This window comes from Rugamonas sp. FW305-51, assembly GCF_058786935.1.
Window position 1 is genome coordinate 15,818 of the sequence record NZ_JBYSZG010000060.1, and the last position, 17,430, is coordinate 33,247.

Here is a 17,430-nt window from a genome sequence, read left to right on the forward strand (position 1 = left end):
GGTAGCCATGGCAAAGTCGCAGTGGCGTGAAGCGGGCGTGGGCCTGATCGTGCCGGCCGTCGTGATCGCCCTGTGGCAGGGGGCCGCCACGCTGGGCTGGGTCAACCCGCAGGTGCTGCCCTCGCCGTGGGCCGTGGTGCACAAATGGTTCGAATACCTGCTGCCGCTGCAGCCCTACGACGCGGCCGCCGGCAGCTGGCTGGGCTGGGCATTTTCCGGGGAACTGATCGGCGACGCCATGGGCAGCCTGTACCGCGTCATCGTCGGTTTTGTGGTGGGCGCCGGGCTGGCGCTGCCGCTGGGACTGGCCATGGGGGCGCAGCCGCGCGTGTATGCCTGGCTCAATCCGCTGGTGCAGCTGCTGCGCCCGATCCCGCCCATCGCCTACATTCCCCTGTCCATCCTGTGGTTCGGGCTGGGCAATCCGCCGGCCGTGTTCCTGATCGCGCTGGGCGCCTTCTTCCCCGTGCTGATGAACACCATCGCCGGCGTGCGCCAGGTGGACGGTATTTATATCCGCGCCGCCCGCAACCTGGGCGCGTCGGGCAGCACCATGTTCGTGCGGGTGATCTTGCCGGCGGCCGTGCCCTACATCCTGTCGGGGGTGCGGATCGGCATCGGCACGGCCTTCATCGTCGTGATCGTGTCGGAAATGATCGCCGTCAACAATGGCCTCGGTTTCCGCATCCTCGAGGCGCGCGAGTACTTCTGGTCCGATAAAATCATCGCCGGCATGATCAGCATCGGCCTGATCGGGCTGGGCATCGACGTGCTGATGAACCGGCTCAACAACCACCTGCTGCGCTGGCACCGCGGCCTGGATAACTGAGGCCGCACTATATATATGAGCGATTCGCATCCACCCCACATCGTCATCGACCACGTCGGCAAGGTATTCCCGGGCGCGGGGCGCGAAGTAGTGGCCCTGCAGGACATCCACCTGGCGATCCCGCGCGGCCAGTTCGTCTGCCTGCTGGGGCCGTCCGGCTGCGGCAAGTCCACCCTGCTCAACGCCGTGGCCGGCTTTGCCCTGCCCAGCAGCGGCACCATCGTGGCCGACGGCCAGCCCGTGACGGGGCCGGGACCGGCGCGCGGCATGGTGTTCCAGGAATACGCCCTGTTTCCCTGGATGACGGTGGCCGACAACATCGCCTTCGGGCTCGAGATCAAGGGCCAGTCCAGGGCCGCGATCGCGGCCACGGTGGACCGGCTGCTGGCCATGCTGTCGCTGGGCGACTTCCGCCACCGCTATCCCAAGGACCTGTCGGGCGGCATGCGCCAGCGGGTGGCCATCGCCCGCGTGCTGGCCCTCGATTCGCCCATCATGCTGATGGACGAGCCGTTCGGCGCGCTCGACGCGCTCACGCGGCGCAACCTGCAGGACGAGCTGCTGCGCATCTGGTCCGAGCTGAAGAAGACCATCATCTTCGTCACCCACAGCATCGAGGAAGCGATCTACCTGGCCGACCGCATCGTCGTCATGACCTACCGGCCCGGCACCGTCAAGCGCGACCTGCTGGTGGACCTGCCGCGCCTGCGCGACCCGGCCGCGCCCGAGTTCAACGCCCTCAAGCGCGAACTGGGGCAGCTGGTGATGGAAGAGCAGCAGCGCCACCACAACGACGAGATCCGCGTGGCGGCCGTCGATTGAAAACCCGTCCCGGGCAGGAGCAGGGCGCGGCCGCACGGGCCAGCTCCCGCATCGGACTGCCCACCATGGTGTAAACTTAGCCCTTATGCAGACCTATTTTCTTATCTCAGCCGCCTTGCTGTACCTCATGTGTGCCCTGCTGCCGTCCCGGCAGGGGGCGCTGATCGCCATCGTCACGGCCGCCGCCTGGCTGCTGCACGGCGTGACCCTGTGGTTCGAAGTGACGGCCCCCGGCTCGCTGCGCATCGGTTTCGCCGCCATGCTGTCGGCCGCCCTGTGGGTATCGGTGGCCGCCTACTGGCTGGAAAACCGCAACTTCAGCCTGGACGGCCTGCGCCGCCTCGTGATGCCGTGCGCGGCCCTGGCCGTGGCGCTGGAGGCGCTGTTCCCGGGCAGCCTGATCGCGCTCGAAGGCAAGTCCGTCATGTTCGGCTGGCACATCGCCATCGCCACCCTGGCCTACAGCACCCTCACCATCGCCGCCTTCCACGCCGTGCTGATGGCGCTGCAGGAATCGCGCCTGCACACGCGCACGGCGGCCGGCGGCGGCTTCCTGGCCAGCACGCTGGACCAGCTGCCGGCCCTGCTGACGATGGAAAAGCTGCTGTTTCGCATGATCGGTTTCGGCTTCGTGCTGCTGAGCCTGACCGTGTTGTCGGGCATCGTGTTCTCCGAACAGCTGTTCGGCCAGGCCTTGAAGTGGGACCACAAGTCCGTCTTCACCCTCATGTCCTGGCTGCTGTTCGCCGCGCTGCTGGCGGGCCGGCGCTTCCGCGGCTGGCGCGGCAAGACCGCGCTCAGCTTCACGCTGGCCGGTTTCGCCACCTTGCTGCTGGCCTACGTCGGCAGCCGTTTCGTGTTTGAAGTCGTTCTACATCGGGGATTGGCATGAGTCGTCTTTTGTTCTGGCTGGCGCTGGCGTTTCTGGTGCTGTTTGCCATCCGCAGCAAGCTGCGCGAGCTGCAGGGCGGCCAGCGGCCGCGCGCACCGCAGCCGCCGTCGCCGGCCGCCGGCCGCGCCGCGCCCCGGGCCCAGGCGGCCGGGGAAGTGGAAACCATGTTGTGCTGCGCCCACTGCGGCATCTATTACCCGGCCTCGGAAACGGTGCAGGCCGCGGGCCGCGATTTTTGCAGCGCCGCCCACGCCCGTCTGCCGGCCGCCTGATTGGTGGCCTCCTCCCTGCCGGCGCTGGCGGCCGACTCGCGCGACACGTTCTGGCGCTCGCTGCAGACGCTGAACGCGACCCGGGTCGTGATCGCGCTGGTGCTGCTGGCCTACCTGAGCGTGGACAGCCGCGGCCTGCGCGCCTCCGGCCAGTTCTTCTATGGCGAAGTGTGCCTCGGCTATCTGCTGCTGGCGCTGACCTTCGCCCTGATGACGATCTACGTGCGGCGCCGCTTCCTGCTGCAGCTGATGTCGCAGATCGCCTGCGACCTGGCCATCATCTCGCTGCTCTACATCGCCGCCGGCGGCGTGCGCAGCGGGCTGGCCATCCTCTATCTGTTCCCGCTGGCCGGCACGGCCATCCTGGCGCCGCTGCTGCTGGCGCTGTTCTGCACGGCCCTGGTCACGCTGTTCCTGCTGGGCGAAAGCGGCTGGCGCATGCTGCTGATGGAAGGCGACATGGTGGTGCTGCAGGCCGGCCTGTACGGCGCCGCCTTCTTCGCCGCCGTGTGGGTGGTCAACCGCATGGCCGCCAGGCTGATCGGCCAGGAAGAGCTGGCCATCGCACGGGGCGTCGAGATCGGCGTGCAGCAGGCCGTCAACCGGCTGGTGATGGCCAACGTGGGCGACGGCATCCTGGTGGTCGGTCCCCAGGGCCAGGTGTACGCCAACAATCCGGCCGCCCAGCAGATGCTGGGCCTGGCCGGCACGGAGCGGCGCTTTCGCCTGGACGAGGCGGCGGCCCTGCGGCCGCTGGCGCTGGCCTATGAGGACTGGCGCGCCGACCCTGCCCAGGGCACGGCCTATGTCACCATCAAGCCCGTTGCGGACCCGGCCCTGGAGGGCACGGCGGCCGCCTGGAACGGCCGGCCCGACCTGGCCGCCCACCTGCAGGCGCGCTTTGCCGCCGTCGACACGGCCGGCCTGGGCGCGGAGCGCAGCGTGATCTTCCTGCAGGACGTGACGGGCATCGAAAACCAGGCCCAGCAACTCAAGCTGGCCTCCATGGGCCGGCTCACGGCCAGCATCGCGCACGAGGTGCGCAACCCGCTGTCGGCTATCGGCCACGCCACGGCCCTGTTGGCCGAGGACCTCGACAGCACCGTGCATCTGCGCCTGCTCAAGATCGTGGGCGACAATGTGAGCCGGGTCAACCGCATGGTGGAAGACATCCTGCAACTGTCGCGCAAGGTGCAGCCGCACGGCGAACCGCTGGCGCTGGACCAGTTCCTGGCCGAGCTCAAGGCCGAGTTCGACGAGACCCACGGCTTGCCCGCCGACGTGCTGGCGCTGACGGCGGCGCCCGGTATCCGGGTCCGCTTCGACAGCCTGCACCTGCGCGAAGTGGTGCTCAACCTGCTCAACAACGCCGTGCGCTATGCCAGCGGGGCGCCGGCCAGCATCCGCCTGACGCTGGTGGCCGGGCGGGCCCGGTTGCCGGAACTGCATGTGCAGGACGACGGCCCCGGCATCTCGGCCGAAGTGCGGGCCCACCTGTTCGAGCCGTTCTACACCACCTCGAGCAAGGGCACGGGGCTGGGACTATATCTGGCGCGCGAATTGTGTTTGAATAACGATGCCATGCTGGACTACGAATACCGCTTCGAGCCAGCGCCCGGTCCGGACGGCATGCCCCGCTCCAGCGGGCGGTTTGTGATCACCTTTGCACGGCCGGCCGCCGCGCCCGCCGTGCCGGCGGCCGTGTAAGCGGCCGGATTCAACTGAAAGGCAGTTCCATGAGTGCTCCCCGTGTGCTGGTCGTCGACGATGAAGCCGATCTGCGCGAACTGCTGGAAATCACCCTGCTCAAGATGGGACTGGACGTGGACAGCGCCGCCACGCTGGCCGAGGCGCGCGCCTGCCTGGCCGGCGCCGAATACGCGCTGGTGCTGACCGACATGCGCCTGCCCGACGGGCTGGGGCTGGAACTGGTGCGCGAAGTGTGCGCCGCCTACAAGAACACGCCGATCGCCGTCGTCACGGCCTTCGGCAGCGCCGACAACGCCGTCATCGCCCTCAAGGCCGGCGCCTTCGATTACGTCTCCAAGCCGGTGGCGCTGGACCAGTTGCGCATCATGGTGCAGTCGGCCCTGCGGCTGAACCTGCCGGCCGGCGAAAAGGCGTCCGGCGCCGGCCAGCAGGCCAGCCGCCTGAAGGGCAATTCGGCCGTGATCCAGGCCCTGCGGGCCCAGATCGCCCGCCTGGCGCGCTCGATGGCGCCGATCGCCATCACGGGCGAATCGGGCAGCGGCAAGGAACTGGCGGCGCGCGAAATCCACGCCCAGAGTTCGCGCGCCGCCAAGCCCTTCGTGGCCGTCAATTGCGGCGCCATTCCCGAGGCGCTGATGGAGGCCGAGTTCTTCGGCTACCGCAAGGGCGCCTTCACGGGCGCGGCCGACGAGCGCGACGGCTTCTTCCAGGCCGCCAACGGCGGCACGCTGATGCTCGACGAGGTGGCCGACCTGCCGCTGGCCATGCAGGTCAAGCTGCTGCGCGCCATCCAGGAGCGGCGCGTGCGCAAGATCGGCGCCACCAGCGAGGAGCCGGTGGACGTGCGCATCATCAGCGCCACCCACAAGAACCTGGCCCAGTGTGTGGCGCAGGGCAGCTTCCGGCAAGACTTGTTCTACCGCCTGAACGTGATCGAGCTGTGTCTGCCGCCGCTGCGCGAGCGGCTCGACGACCTGGAACCGCTGACGGACGCCATCCTGGAACGGCTGGGCACCTTCGAGCACAAGGTGGTCCTGGGGCCGGGTGTGCTGGAGGCGTTGCGCGGCTATGGCTTCCCCGGCAATGTGCGGGAGCTGGAAAATATCCTCGAGCGGGCCCTGGCCTTCGCCGACGACGGTGTGATCGAAGTGGGCGACCTGGCCCTGAAGGGGGCGAAGATGGTGGAGGCCGTGGTGCCGCTGCCGTCGCCCGCGCCCGGCTTTGCCCGGCAGCTGGCGCCCACCGAGGCGGCCGCCTTTGGCCTCGATGGCGCGGGCGCCGGCCCCGGTGCGCCCGGCTACGCGCTGCCCACGCCCACCCCGGGCGCCGTGGCCGGCGTGCCCGGCGCCGCGCCATCTGCCGCTGCTGCCGCTGTAGCTGCCGCCGCTTTGTCGGCCGCCACCTACGCGGCCGCTGCCGGCGCCGCCCCATCCGTTGCGGCCGGTTCCGGCGGCGCGCCCGCATCCGGCGCCGCCGGCCCCATCGCGCTGCCGCACCTGGACGCGCTGCCGTCCAACCTGCCCGACTACCTGAACCAGATCGAGCGCGACATCATCCTGCGGGCCCTGGCCCAGACCCAGTTCAACCGCACCCAGGCGGCCCAGCTGCTGGGCATCAGTTTCCGCCAGCTGCGCTACCAGATGCAAAAGCTCAACATCCAGGAGCCGGAGGGCTGATGGCGACCCGTTACGCCGTGGGCGCGGACGGCTGGTGCCGCGACGTGCTGCGCTACGACTCGCCCCATGCGGACGCCCGTCCGGACGGCACCGCCGTCAGCCTGCTGGTGATCCACAATATCAGCCTGCCCCAGGGACAATTTGGCACGCCCCACGTGTCCGACTTGTTTACCGGCCGGGTAGACTATAATGCCGATCCCGCGTTCGCGGACCTGCGCGGCTTGCGGGTGTCGAGCCACTTCCTGGTGCGGCGCGACGGCCGCGTGGTCCAGTATGTTTCTGGCAACGCGCGGGCCTGGCACGCGGGCGTGTCGGCGTTCCGGGGACGGGCCGCCTGCAACGATTTTTCCATCGGCATCGAGCTGGAGGGGACGGACACGGTGCCGTTCGAGCCGGCCCAGTACGACGCCCTGGCGGCGCTGACGCTGGCCCTGCAGCAGCGCTATCCCTTGTCGGATGTGCAAGGCCACGAACACATCGCGCCGGGCCGCAAGACGGACCCGGGGCCGTTGTTTAGTTGGCAGGAATATATCGAAAAATGGGCCGGCCTGCTGAAGGAAAAGGCAGTGGCGGACGCGGCGTTAGTAGCCGCTCACCGGCAACTGCGCTTCCCTGTAGGCATCCCGAAAAGTCAACCGAAAAATTGATCTGAATGAAAAAATTTCCGCTTGTCTTGCCCCGGGCTGACCACTACAATCAGTGTATCGATTAACCTGATTCACTAAATGTAGTGGTATCCCATGTCCCTGGTTCCAAGCTGTTTCAGCCTCGGCCTACGAGCATAAGGAACCCATATTTACCCTTTTTGTCGCTGTCACACCAGCCGTAACACCAGGCTGGCCGCTTCATTTTGGCCTTTTTTATACAACATACGCCGCGCAGCTACGACTGCACGCTGTTATCGGGGAGCTTAAATGCAATCTACTCAAGACACTTCCATCCAACCAGCGCTGGTACCAGCAGCGACTGCGGGTACCGCTAGCGGCCAGGCCACGGCAGCGGCAGCGTTGGGCGACTACCGCATCATCCGCCGCAACGGCGCCGTCGTCGCCTTCGAGCCGTCCAAGATCGCCATCGCCATGACCAAGGCCTTCCTGGCCGTCAATGGCGGCCAGGGCGCCGCCTCGGCCCGCATCCGCGACCTGGTCGAGCAGCTGACGGCCGCCGTCGTGTCGGCCCTGGTGCGCCGCCAGCCGTCCGGCGGCACCTTCCACATCGAAGATGTGCAAGACCAGGTGGAACTGTCGCTGATGCGTTCGGGCGAGCACGACGTGGCCCGCGCCTACGTGCTGTACCGCGCCAAGCACATGGAAGAGCGCCGCCTGCAGAAAGAGGCGGCCGGCGCCACCTCCAAGGTGGCTGCACCCCAGATCCACGTGACGGAAAACGGCGAGCGCCGCCTGCTCGACATGGACCAGGTCAGCGGCCTGATCAACGCGGCCTGCATCGGCCTGGAAAAGCATGTGGACGCGGACGCCATCCTGGCCGAAACGGTCAAGAACCTGTACGACGGCGTGCCCGTCGAAGAGCTGCACAAGTCCGCCATCCTGGCTGCCCGCGCGCTGATGGAAAAGGACCCGGCCTACTCGCAGGTGACGGCCCGCATCCTGCTGCACACCATCCGCAAGGAAGTGTTCGGCCAGGAAGTGCCGCAGGCCGGCGCCGCCGCCGCCTACGTCAGCTACTTCCCACAATACGTGGCCAAGGGCATCGCCGCCGAGCTGCTCGACCCCAAGCTGGCCGAGTTCGACCTGGCCCGCCTGGCCAAGGCCCTGGTGGCCGACCGCGACCTGCAGTTCGGCTACATCGGCCTGCAGACCCTGTATGACCGCTACTTCCTGCATGTGCGCGACGTGCGCATCGAAATGCCGCAGGCGTTCTACATGCGCGTGGCGATGGGCCTGGCCCTGAACGAGACGGACCGCGAAGCGCGCGCCATCGAGTTCTACCACCTGCTGTCGTCGTTCGACTTCATGAGCTCGACCCCGACCCTGTTCAACTCGGGCACGCTGCGCTCGCAGCTGTCGTCGTGCTACCTGACCACCGTGTCGGACGACCTGGAAGGCATCTACGACGCCATCAAGGAAAACGCGCTGCTGGCCAAGTTCGCCGGCGGCCTCGGTAACGACTGGACCCCGGTGCGCGCGCTGGGCGCCCACATCAAGGGCACCAACGGCAAATCGCAGGGCGTGGTGCCGTTCCTGAAAGTGGTCAACGACACGGCCGTGGCCGTGAACCAGGGCGGCAAGCGCAAGGGCGCCGTGTGCGCCTACCTGGAAACGTGGCACATGGACATCGAAGAGTTCCTGGACCTGCGCAAGAACACGGGCGACGACCGCCGCCGCACCCACGACATGAACACGGCCAACTGGATTCCCGACCTGTTCATGAAGCGCGTGATGGAAAAGGGCGAGTGGACCCTGTTCTCGCCAAGCGACTGCCCCGACCTGCACGACAAGGTGGGCAAGGCTTTCGAGCAAGCCTACCTGGGCTACGAAGCCAAGGCGGCGGCCGGCGAAATCCGCGTCTGCAAGAAGATCGCGGCGCTCGACCTGTGGCGCAAGATGCTGTCCATGCTGTTCGAAACGGGCCACCCATGGATCACCTTCAAGGACCCATGCAACATCCGTTCGCCGCAGTCGCACGTGGGCGTGGTGCACAGCTCCAACCTGTGCACGGAAATCACCCTGAACACGGGGCCGGACGAGATTGCAGTGTGCAACCTCGGTTCGGTCAACATGCCGGCCCACATGAAAGAGGGCAAGCTGGACCACGTCAAGCTGCAAAAGACCATCCGCACCGCCATGCGCATGCTCGACAACGTGATCGACATCAACTACTACGCCGTCGAGAAGGCCCGCAACGCCAACATGCGCCACCGTCCGGTGGGCCTGGGCGTGATGGGCTTCCAGGACTGCCTGCACATGATGCGCGTGCCTTACTCGTCGATGGAAGCGGTGCAGTTCGCCGACACCTCGATGGAAGCGGTGTGCTACTACGCCTACCTGGCCTCGACCGAGCTGGCCGAGGAACGCGGCCACTACGCTTCGTACAAGGGTTCGCTGTGGGAGCGCGGCATCCTGCCGCAGGATTCGATCAAGCTGCTGGCCGACGAGCGCGGCGGCTACCTGGAGCAGGATACGTCCGCCGCCATGGACTGGACCCCGGTGCGCAACCGCATCAAGCAGTTCGGCATGCGTAACTCGAACTGCGTGGCGATCGCCCCGACGGCCACCATCTCGAACATCATCGGCGTGTCGGCCTGCATCGAGCCGACCTTCCAGAACCTGTACGTGAAGTCCAACCTGTCGGGCGAGTTCACCGAGATCAACGCCTACCTGGTGCGTGACCTGAAGGCGCGCGAGCTGTGGGACGAGGTCATGATCGCCGACCTGAAGTACTTCGACGGCTCGCTGGCCAAGATCGACCGCATCCCGCAGGACCTGCGTGACATTTATGCAACCGCGTTCGAAGTGTCGCCGACCTGGCTGGTGGAAGCGGCTTCGCGTCGCCAGAAGTGGATCGACCAGGCCCAGTCGCTGAACATCTACATGGCCGGCGCCTCGGGCAAGAAGCTCGACGAGACCTACAAGCTGGCCTGGCTGCGCGGCCTGAAGACCACCTACTACCTGCGCACCATCGCCGCCACCCACATGGAGAAGTCGACCTCCAAGACCGGCGCGCTGAACGCGGTGGCAGTGGACGGCGGCATGTCGGCCAGCGCCATGGCCGCCGCTGCCCAGGTGGCCGCCCCGGCCGCCGTGGTAGCCGAAGGCGCCGCCTGCTACCTGCGTCCCGGCGACGACGGTTTCGAGGAATGCGAAGCTTGCCAGTAAGTAGCCAATAAAGCTGCATGGCGCCGCCCTGGCGGCGGCGCTACTAATATAGAGAGTGAGAACCGACCCGGCCTGCCGGGTGGTTCTTTTTACGGAACACCGCCGGCCCCCGCGCCGGCCCTTAGAAGGAAATCGATCATGCTGTCTTGGGATGATGAAGCCACGTCGGGCGCCGCCCGTCCTGCCAACCAACAACCGTTGGGCAATATGGAACTGAACCAGCCGGGCGCCGGCGAAGCGTCGGAAGCGAACGCCGAGCAACTGGCGCTGCGCGTCAACGCCGACGATAAGCGCATCATCAACGGCAAAACGGACGTCAACCAGCTGGTACCGTTCAAATACAAATGGGCCTGGGACAAGTACCTGGCCGGCTGCGCCAACCACTGGATGCCGCAGGAAGTGAACATGCAGCGCGACATCGAGCTGTGGAAGAACCCCAACGGCCTGACCGACGACGAGCGTCGCCTGGTCAAGCGCAACCTGGGCTTTTTCGTCACCGCCGACTCGCTGGCCGCCAACAACATCGTGCTGGGCACCTACCGCCACATCACGGCCCCCGAGTGCCGCCAGTACCTGCTGCGCCAGGCCTTCGAGGAAGCCATCCACACCCACGCCTACCAGTACATCGTCGAGTCGCTGGGCCTGGACGAGGGCGAGATCTTCAACGCCTACAACGAGATCAAGTCGATCCGCGACAAGGATGAATTCCTGATCCCGTTCATCAACACCCTGACCGACCCGGCGTTCACCACCGGCACGGTGGAAAGCGACCAGACCCTGCTCAAATCGCTGATCGTGTTCGCCTGCCTGATGGAAGGCCTGTTCTTCTACGTCGGCTTCACCCAGATCCTGGCGCTGGGCCGCCAGAACAAGATGATGGGCGCCGCCGAGCAGTACCAGTACATCCTGCGCGACGAGTCCATGCACTGCAACTTCGGCATCGACCTGATCAACACCATCAAGATGGAAAATCCGCTGCTGTGGACGCCCGCCTTCAAGGAAGAGATCAAGACGCTGTTCCTGAAGGCCGTGGAACTGGAATACGCCTACGCGGAAGACACCATGCCGCGCGGCGTGCTCGGTCTGAACGCGCCCATGTTCAAGGGCTACCTGCGCTTCATCGCCAACCGCCGCGCGCAGCAGATCGGCCTGGAGCAGCTGTTCGACCAGGAAGACAACCCGTTCCCATGGATGAGCGAGATGATCGACCTGAAGAAAGAGCGCAACTTCTTCGAGACCCGCGTCATCGAATACCAGACCGGCGGCGCGCTGAACTGGGATTAAACTTGGCACCCCGGCTGCCGCCGCGTGCGGCAGTCCCAGCAAAAAAAGGCCAGGCGGATTTTCCGTCTGGCCTTTTTGTTAATGGCACCTCTATCGTTTGCTATCGCCGTGCCAGTATCTGGTCGCTGCGATTGGCGCGATCACGGTTGATGGCGCTGATGTACTTCGAGCCGGTACAGGGGGCAGCTGTTGGATGCGTTGCGCCCGGAGAGCCGGACTGCGGTTCGTCGCTTCAATGTGCCGACGTCGCTGCTTGCCTCTTGCGCGGAGCGCGCAGGCGATGGCCCAATTCCGCCTTTTCCATCGCGGCGATGGAGACCATCTCGACCAGGAACAGCTCGCGCAGATCGTCGCCAAGGCCAAGGGCAGAAACAACATGAATGAATGAATCGAGCGAAGCCTGGCCTTTGCGTTCCAGGTTCTTCACCGTGCCGCTGGAGAGTCCGGCGCGTTGCGCCAGTTCGGCCTGGGACCAGCCGAGCCCGAGCCGGCGGGCACGCAGACGCTGCCCTAACTCGGCACAGATCTCCGGCGTGGTGGCGAGTGCGAAGTCAAACATATTGTCCACTAAGTAGAAGATACGCTTGTAATGGCTAACATCTTACTCCTTATCTTCCGGCCGGGACTGCGCGCGGAGTAGCTGCGCGACAGCGGGCGGCATGCCGATCGGGAGCGGCGCCGCTCACCCCGCCGGCAGTCATCGCGAACTCAAGGAGGTGCGCGCGCGCTGTCGTCGCACCAGGTCAGCGGCGCGAATTGCGCGCGCGATTTCGCATGCGTGCGATGCGCGCGGCGATGGTCGCGCACATCGCGCAGCATGCGCCGCTTGATGCGCGGCGCGCACCGCTGCAGCATTGTCCTTGCCAAGCGCCGCACTGTGTCTCATAATCGCGACGAATTTAAAAACAGTGTAGTGCAGTAGCTTTGCGCGCAGTCGATGCGCCGCAGCGCGCGCCGTGAGTTGCGACCGGTGCAGTCGAAAACGCAGACACCCAATTGGCATAAGGGTTTGTTTGTCGCCGGCGAGTTGTGCGACGCGCCCGCGCGCAAAAGTCTGCGGCCGCTGCAGCGTGTCGCGCTGGCGTCGACGCAGCGCGCGACGACTGCGAATTGGCAAGCGCATGCGAGTTGGTGCGCCTATCCTGTAAAAAAGCCAGCGAAATCCTTGTGTGCCTGTTGCGCTCCGACAAGGTTTTCGTGTACTTTACGAGATTGAAATGGCGTGTTAGCGAAAGCGCGGAAGAAGAAGCCGCGCAGTGCCGCAACAGCGCCGCCACAGATCGAAAAAATGGGATACAGATTCGCACGGATATGCACAAGACCACACCGTTTTTTTTCGACCGCCTTGCCTGATTGAGTTCAGGTTGGGCGGTTTTTTCTTTGAAAAATAAAACCGTGTTGTGGCTGCGACGGAGGTCAACGGTGCTGAGCACACGCCCGGAACGCCAAGGATGTCGCAACAAGATTTGGACGCAGGCGCCGGCCCGGCAACGGGCGGTGTGCTGTGTCGATGGCTGAAGCGCTGCAAATCGTGAGGAGTTGCAGCAGTTCAGCTGGTGCCGAATTCATTAGCGCAAACCGTAGTTTGTGCCGATGAATAATTCGCCTGGCCCAATCCGGGGCCGGACGGGTTTTAATCTTGTGCGTGAATTTTTCCCATCCCAGATGAAGGAGAACAAAAATGGCAACAGCCGCTAAGAAATCCGAAGTAAAGAAACCAGCCGCCAAGGCTGCTCCTGCGGCCAAGAAGCCGGCAGTTGCAGCCAAAGCCGCTGCCAAGCCTGCCGCCAAAGCCGCCGCTAAACCTGCAGTGAAAAAAGCAGCCGCCAAGCCAGTGGCTAAAGCCGCCGCCAAACCAGCCGCCAAGGCCGCCGCCAAGCCGGCAGCAAAAGCAGCTGCCAAGCCAGCTGTGAAAAAAGCCGCCGCCAAGCCGGCAGCAAAAGCTGCAGCCAAGCCAGTGGCGAAGAAAGCCGCAGCCAAGCCAGCGGCCAAGCCAGCCGTGAAAAAAGCTGCCGCCAAGCCAGCAGCCAAGGCAGCCGCCAAGCCAGCTGCTAAAGCCGCAGCCAAGCCAGCAGCCAAAAAAGCTGCCGCCAAAAAACCAGCGGTAAAAGCAGCAGCCAAACCGGCTGCAAAGGCAGCGGCTAAGCCAGCAGTAAAAAAGCCGGAAGCTAAGGCCGCGCCTGCGAAAGCAGCCGCCAAGCCTGCCGCCAAGCCTGCGGCAAAAAAAGCCGCCGCCAAGCCAGCCGCCAAGCCAGTAGCCGCTCCGGCTGCTGCACCGGCAGCACCGGCCGCCGCCGCCGCGGCACCAGCGGCTGCCGCACCGGCTGCCGCACCGGCAGCTGCAGCGCCGGCAGCAGCCAAGCCAGCGGCCAAGAAGGCCGCGCCGAAGAAGGCCGCCGCGCCTAAAGCTGTCGCCAAGCCAGCCGCCGCTCCAGCCGCACCGGCAGCGAAGACTGTCCTGGCTCCGGCCGCCGCATGGCCTTTCCCTACCAGCACCCGCCCTTCCTAAGAAAAAGCGTGGATGCCTGTTAAGGCAAGCGACCGCTGTGTGAGACAATCACACAGCGGTTTTTTTTTGGAGGGAACCCGTGCTTAGTATTATCAAGTTGATCGTCGATGCCGCCGCCACCCTGCTGGGCGGCGCCTTGCTGTTACGTTTCTGGATGCAGGCGATACGGGTGCGCCCGCCATCGTCCGTGGCGCAATTCACTTTTCAACTGTCCGACTGGCTGGTGCGACCGCTGCGCCGCATTGTGCCCGGCGTGGGCGGCTACGACTGGGCCAGCCTGATCGGCGCCTTCCTGATCGTGCTGCTGGCCACCTCGGTGCTGTTCCTGGCCGGCTGGAGCGCGCCGGCCGTGCTGCTGGCCGCCTGCCAGCGCTTCCTGGAGTGGATACTGTACGGCTTCATGGCGATGCTGGTGGTGGAAGCCATCTTCAGCTGGGTCAATCCCCACGCGCCGCTGGCGCCGTTCGTGCGCGCGCTGAACGACCCGCTGCTGCGTCCCATCCGCCGCGTGGTGCCGCTGGTGGGCAACCTGGACCTGTCGCTGCTGGTGGCCATCATCCTGCTGCAGATCGCACAGCTGGTGCTGGGCATGCTGTTCGCCGGCCGATGAGCCGCACGTGGTGTTCGCCGCTGCCGGGTGGCGTCCGGCTGGCGGTGCAGATCCAGGCCAACGCCAAGAAGACGGAAGTGGTGGGCGTGCTGGATGACGCCCTGAAGATCAAGTTGCATGCCCAGCCCATCGAAGGCAAGGCCAACGAGGCGCTGATCCGTTTCCTGTCCGACACCTTGTCCGTGCCGCGCAGCGCCATCGCGCTCACCCACGGCCAGACCAACAAACGCAAGCTGCTGGAAATCAGCGCGGCCCGCCTCACGCCCGACAGCGTGGCCGTGCTGCTGCTGGGCGAGGCGGGCTAGGGCCGCCGCCCCAGCCCCGGCGCCCCGCCAACACTGCACCCCGATACGACAATGCCCCGCCTGCGTTACCGCAGCCGGGGCATTGTTCATGGTGGCACCGCCGCCGGCGCCGCCAGTGCAGTAACGTCAGTTCAGTAGCGGTAGCCGAACGCCGCCTCGAAGCGGTCCGCGATTTCGGCGGCCGTCAGCAGGTGGTTCTGCGCACCCTTGCGCGCGATCTTGATGGCGCCCAGCAGGCTGGCCAGACGGCCCGTGGTCTCCCAGCTCCAGTCATGGGTAATGCCGAACAGCAGGCCGGCGCGGTAGGCGTCGCCGCAGCCGGTCGGATCGAGCACGGCTTCCGCCTGCACGGCCGGGATCTCGATACGCTGGCCCTTGGTGTAGATCTCCGAACCCTTTTCGCCGCGCGTGACGATCAGCGCTTCCAGGCGGCTGGCCATGTCGGGCAGGGTCAGGCCGGTGCGGTCCATCAGCAGTTCGATCTCGTAGTCGTTGGCGGAGACGTAGGTGGCCTTGTCGATGAAGTCGATCAGCTGTTCGCCGCTGAACATGGGCAGCTGCTGACCGGGGTCGAACATGAAGGGGATGCCCAGCGCGGCCAGGTCGGCGGCGTGCTTGAGCATGCCCTCATGGCCGTCCGGCGAGATGATGGCCACCCGTGCCGGACCGGCCTTGGCGATCGGGTTCTCGTGGGCGAACGACATGGCGCCCGGGTGGAAGGCGTTGATCTGGTTGTTGTCGGCGTCGGCCGTCACGAAGCACTGGGCCGTGTAGGCATCGTGCTTGATCAGGATGTTGTCGGTGGCGATGCCGAACTGGCGCAGGCGCTCCAGGTAAGGGCCGCTGTCCTGGCCCATGACGCCGACGATGCGCGGGTCGCCGCCCAGCATCTTCAGGTTGTAGGCGATGTTGCCGGAGCAGCCGCCAAATTCCGTGCGCATGGTGGGCACCAGGAACGACACGTTCACCTTGTGCAGCTGGTCGGCCAGCAGCGTGTCGCTGAAGCGGCCGCCAAATTGCATGATGGTGTCGATGGCGAGCGAGCCGCAGATCAGGGTGGTCTGGTTCATGATAGGTCTTTATGGATAGAAAACGGCGATGTGATAGCCGGAGGCCTTGAGCTGCTTGAGCTCAAAGTACAGTTTGACGGATTGTTCCGAGTGCGGCGCAAAACCCCTGGCCAGGTCCGCGTCCGGGCCCAGATAGTCGCGCGGCGTGAAGACGCGGCGCAGCACGGCCTTGTCGCTGGCGTCGTCGAGTATCAGTTCGATGTCGGGCCATGCCTGGGCCGTCGTGGCCTGGTTGCGCAGCAGGGTGGTGAAGGAGAAGGTGTTCTCGCTCAGCGTCTGCAGTTCGCCCTGCTCGATGGTGACGTAGTCGATCTGGGCCGGCAGCTCCACCTTGCAGCCCAGCGCCGCGCACAGCGACTGCAGGACGGGTTTGAGCTGGGGGACGTTGGCCGCCAGCTGGTTGCGGAAGGTGGTGGCGGCCTGGCCCACCAAGGCGCCCACCAGCAGCACCGAGCCGGCGCTCATGGCGATGGTGGCGAACTTGCCCAGCCGCTGGCGGCGGCGGTCGCGTTTGACGAAGCCGGGTTCTTCCTGCTCGCCGGCGCCGGCATCGGCGGGGCGGTCGGCTGCGGCGGGTGCGGCCGCGCCGGCCGCGTCGTCGGCCACGTGATCGGCCGCGTCGTCGGCCTCATCGTCGGCGCGGCTGGCGGTGACGGGCAGCGGCGCTTCGCTATGGGCGCGGGCGGCGGGCGACAGGTCGACCAGCACTTCGTCTTCATCGTCGGTGTCGGGTTGTCCGGCGGCGGTGGCGGTGGCTTCCCGCGGCGCCGACGGCTGGGGCGCGGATGGTTCGCCCCACGTCGGTTCGCGGCGGCCATCGGCCAGTGCGTTGAGCGGTTCATGGCCGTCCGACTCGATCTCCAGCGCCGATCCGGCATCGGCCGCGTCTTCAGGTTCCAGCTGGAAGGTCTCGTCCAGCGTAAAGGGGGAGAACGGGTCGGGTTCGCTCGCCGTGCGCGCGTCGGCGTCGTGCGCTGCCGTTGCCGCCGGTTGCGGGGAGGGGACGTCGTGGTCTGCCTGCAGCACATGCTCCGGCACGGATGCCGGGGGCGGGCTGGCGATGGTCCTGGCTGCGCTGGTGGCCGGCGTATCCCAGTCCAGCACCTCGGTGCCTGGGTCCAGGTCCACATCCAGGTCCAGTTCCAGCTTGTCTTCTGCCGGCGCGGGCGGCAGCGGCGGCAGCGAAGGCGTGGCGTCGATGCCGCTGGCGTAGGCCGGGGCCGACGGCGCAGCAAAGGGCACACCGGATGGCGCGTAGGCGGTGGCCGGCGGCACGTAGCCGGCGCCGGACAGCGCGGCGGGTCCGGCCGGTAGCGCCTCTTGCAGGGGCGTGGCGTTGACTGCGGACGATTCGGCCACATCAGACGCTTCGTCCACGGCGGACGCTTTGGCTATGTCGGACGCTACGCCTGCGTCAAACGCTACGCCTGCGTCGGCCGCTTCATGCGCTCCGGCCGTGCCGCCCACTTTGGCCGTGTCGTCCACGTCAGCCGTTTCGGCCGTATCGAGTTCCAGGGTATAGCTTGCCTCGTCCGCCGGCGGCTGCAAGGCTGTCGCGGCGCGCGTGTCGAGCGCGGCCATGGCGGCGTCGAACGGCACGGCGGGGGGCAAAGGG

16 protein-coding genes are annotated in these 17,430 nt (G+C 66.2%); 12 read left to right on the forward strand and 4 right to left on the reverse strand.

Going from position 1 to position 17,430, the window contains the following annotated elements; genetic code table 11:
• Positions 1 to 7: 7 nt before the first annotated feature.
• From AC3WOS_RS25900 to AC3WOS_RS25940, 9 genes are all read left to right on the forward strand, one after another.
• The gene (locus tag AC3WOS_RS25900) at positions 8 to 829 is read left to right on the forward strand and encodes an ABC transporter permease (RefSeq protein ID WP_492719859.1); all 822 of its coding nucleotides are present in this window, start codon (positions 8 to 10) and stop codon (positions 827 to 829) included.
• Positions 830 to 844: 15 nt separating this feature from the next.
• Positions 845 to 1,651, forward strand: coding sequence for an ABC transporter ATP-binding protein (locus AC3WOS_RS25905; protein WP_492719860.1), 807 nt, complete (start codon positions 845 to 847; stop codon positions 1,649 to 1,651).
• A gap of 85 nt (positions 1,652 to 1,736) precedes the next feature.
• Entirely contained in the window at positions 1,737 to 2,543 is an 807-nt protein-coding gene (locus tag AC3WOS_RS25910) for a cytochrome C assembly family protein (protein WP_492719862.1), read from the forward strand.
• Positions 2,540 to 2,815, forward strand: a complete 276-nt coding sequence (locus tag AC3WOS_RS25915) for a PP0621 family protein (RefSeq protein WP_492719863.1) — start codon at positions 2,540 to 2,542, stop codon at positions 2,813 to 2,815. Before AC3WOS_RS25910 ends, AC3WOS_RS25915 begins: the two co-directional genes overlap by 4 nt.
• Before the next feature lie 3 nt (positions 2,816 to 2,818).
• Positions 2,819 to 4,522 (forward strand): sensor histidine kinase, encoded by a 1,704-nt coding sequence (locus tag AC3WOS_RS25920; protein WP_492719883.1) that lies wholly within the window; start codon positions 2,819 to 2,821, stop codon positions 4,520 to 4,522.
• Between the two features lie 29 nt (positions 4,523 to 4,551).
• Entirely contained in the window at positions 4,552 to 6,201 is a 1,650-nt protein-coding gene (locus AC3WOS_RS25925; RefSeq protein ID WP_492719865.1) for a sigma-54-dependent transcriptional regulator, read from the forward strand.
• Positions 6,201 to 6,848 carry a 1,6-anhydro-N-acetylmuramyl-L-alanine amidase AmpD gene (gene ampD, locus AC3WOS_RS25930; protein ID WP_492719866.1) on the forward strand — a complete coding sequence of 216 codons (648 nt, stop codon included), beginning with the start codon at positions 6,201 to 6,203 and terminating at the stop codon, positions 6,846 to 6,848. The genes AC3WOS_RS25925 and ampD overlap by 1 nt, the downstream gene beginning before the upstream one ends.
• Positions 6,849 to 7,115: 267 nt before the next feature.
• Complete coding sequence (locus tag AC3WOS_RS25935) at positions 7,116 to 10,037, forward strand: ribonucleoside-diphosphate reductase subunit alpha (protein WP_492719868.1); 2,922 nt, start codon at positions 7,116 to 7,118, stop codon at positions 10,035 to 10,037.
• 138 nt (positions 10,038 to 10,175) lie between these two features.
• Complete coding sequence (locus tag AC3WOS_RS25940) at positions 10,176 to 11,321, forward strand: ribonucleotide-diphosphate reductase subunit beta (RefSeq protein ID WP_492719869.1); 1,146 nt, start codon at positions 10,176 to 10,178, stop codon at positions 11,319 to 11,321.
• Positions 11,322 to 11,553: 232 nt separating this feature from the next.
• On the opposite strand, the gene AC3WOS_RS25945 is transcribed toward AC3WOS_RS25940, so the two are convergent.
• Positions 11,554 to 11,880, reverse strand: coding sequence for a helix-turn-helix domain-containing protein (locus tag AC3WOS_RS25945; RefSeq protein WP_492719871.1), 327 nt, complete (start codon positions 11,878 to 11,880; stop codon positions 11,554 to 11,556).
• Between the two features lie 149 nt (positions 11,881 to 12,029).
• Entirely contained in the window at positions 12,030 to 12,176 is a 147-nt protein-coding gene (locus AC3WOS_RS25950) for a hypothetical protein (RefSeq protein WP_492719872.1), read from the reverse strand.
• Between the two features lie 826 nt (positions 12,177 to 13,002).
• Here AC3WOS_RS25950 and AC3WOS_RS25955 point away from each other — a divergent pair.
• The 3 genes from AC3WOS_RS25955 (at position 13,003) to AC3WOS_RS25965 (ending at position 14,745) form a co-directional block, all read left to right on the forward strand.
• Positions 13,003 to 13,830 carry a transcriptional regulator gene (locus tag AC3WOS_RS25955; RefSeq protein ID WP_492719874.1) on the forward strand — a complete coding sequence of 276 codons (828 nt, stop codon included), beginning with the start codon at positions 13,003 to 13,005 and terminating at the stop codon, positions 13,828 to 13,830.
• Between the two features lie 79 nt (positions 13,831 to 13,909).
• Entirely contained in the window at positions 13,910 to 14,440 is a 531-nt protein-coding gene (locus AC3WOS_RS25960) for a YggT family protein (protein ID WP_492719875.1), read from the forward strand.
• Positions 14,437 to 14,745: a DUF167 domain-containing protein gene (locus tag AC3WOS_RS25965; protein WP_492719877.1), complete on the forward strand. Its 309-nt coding sequence runs from the start codon at positions 14,437 to 14,439 to the stop codon at positions 14,743 to 14,745. Before AC3WOS_RS25960 ends, AC3WOS_RS25965 begins: the two co-directional genes overlap by 4 nt.
• 131 nt (positions 14,746 to 14,876) lie before the next feature.
• Here AC3WOS_RS25965 and AC3WOS_RS25970 read toward each other — a convergent pair whose 3' ends face one another.
• Positions 14,877 to 15,815, reverse strand: a complete 939-nt coding sequence (locus AC3WOS_RS25970; RefSeq protein WP_492719878.1) for a carbohydrate kinase family protein — start codon at positions 15,813 to 15,815, stop codon at positions 14,877 to 14,879.
• A 9-nt stretch (positions 15,816 to 15,824) separates the two neighbouring features.
• Positions 15,825 to 17,430 (reverse strand): DUF3426 domain-containing protein (locus tag AC3WOS_RS25975; RefSeq protein WP_492719880.1); only part of this gene is annotated, 1,606 nt, incomplete at its 5' end.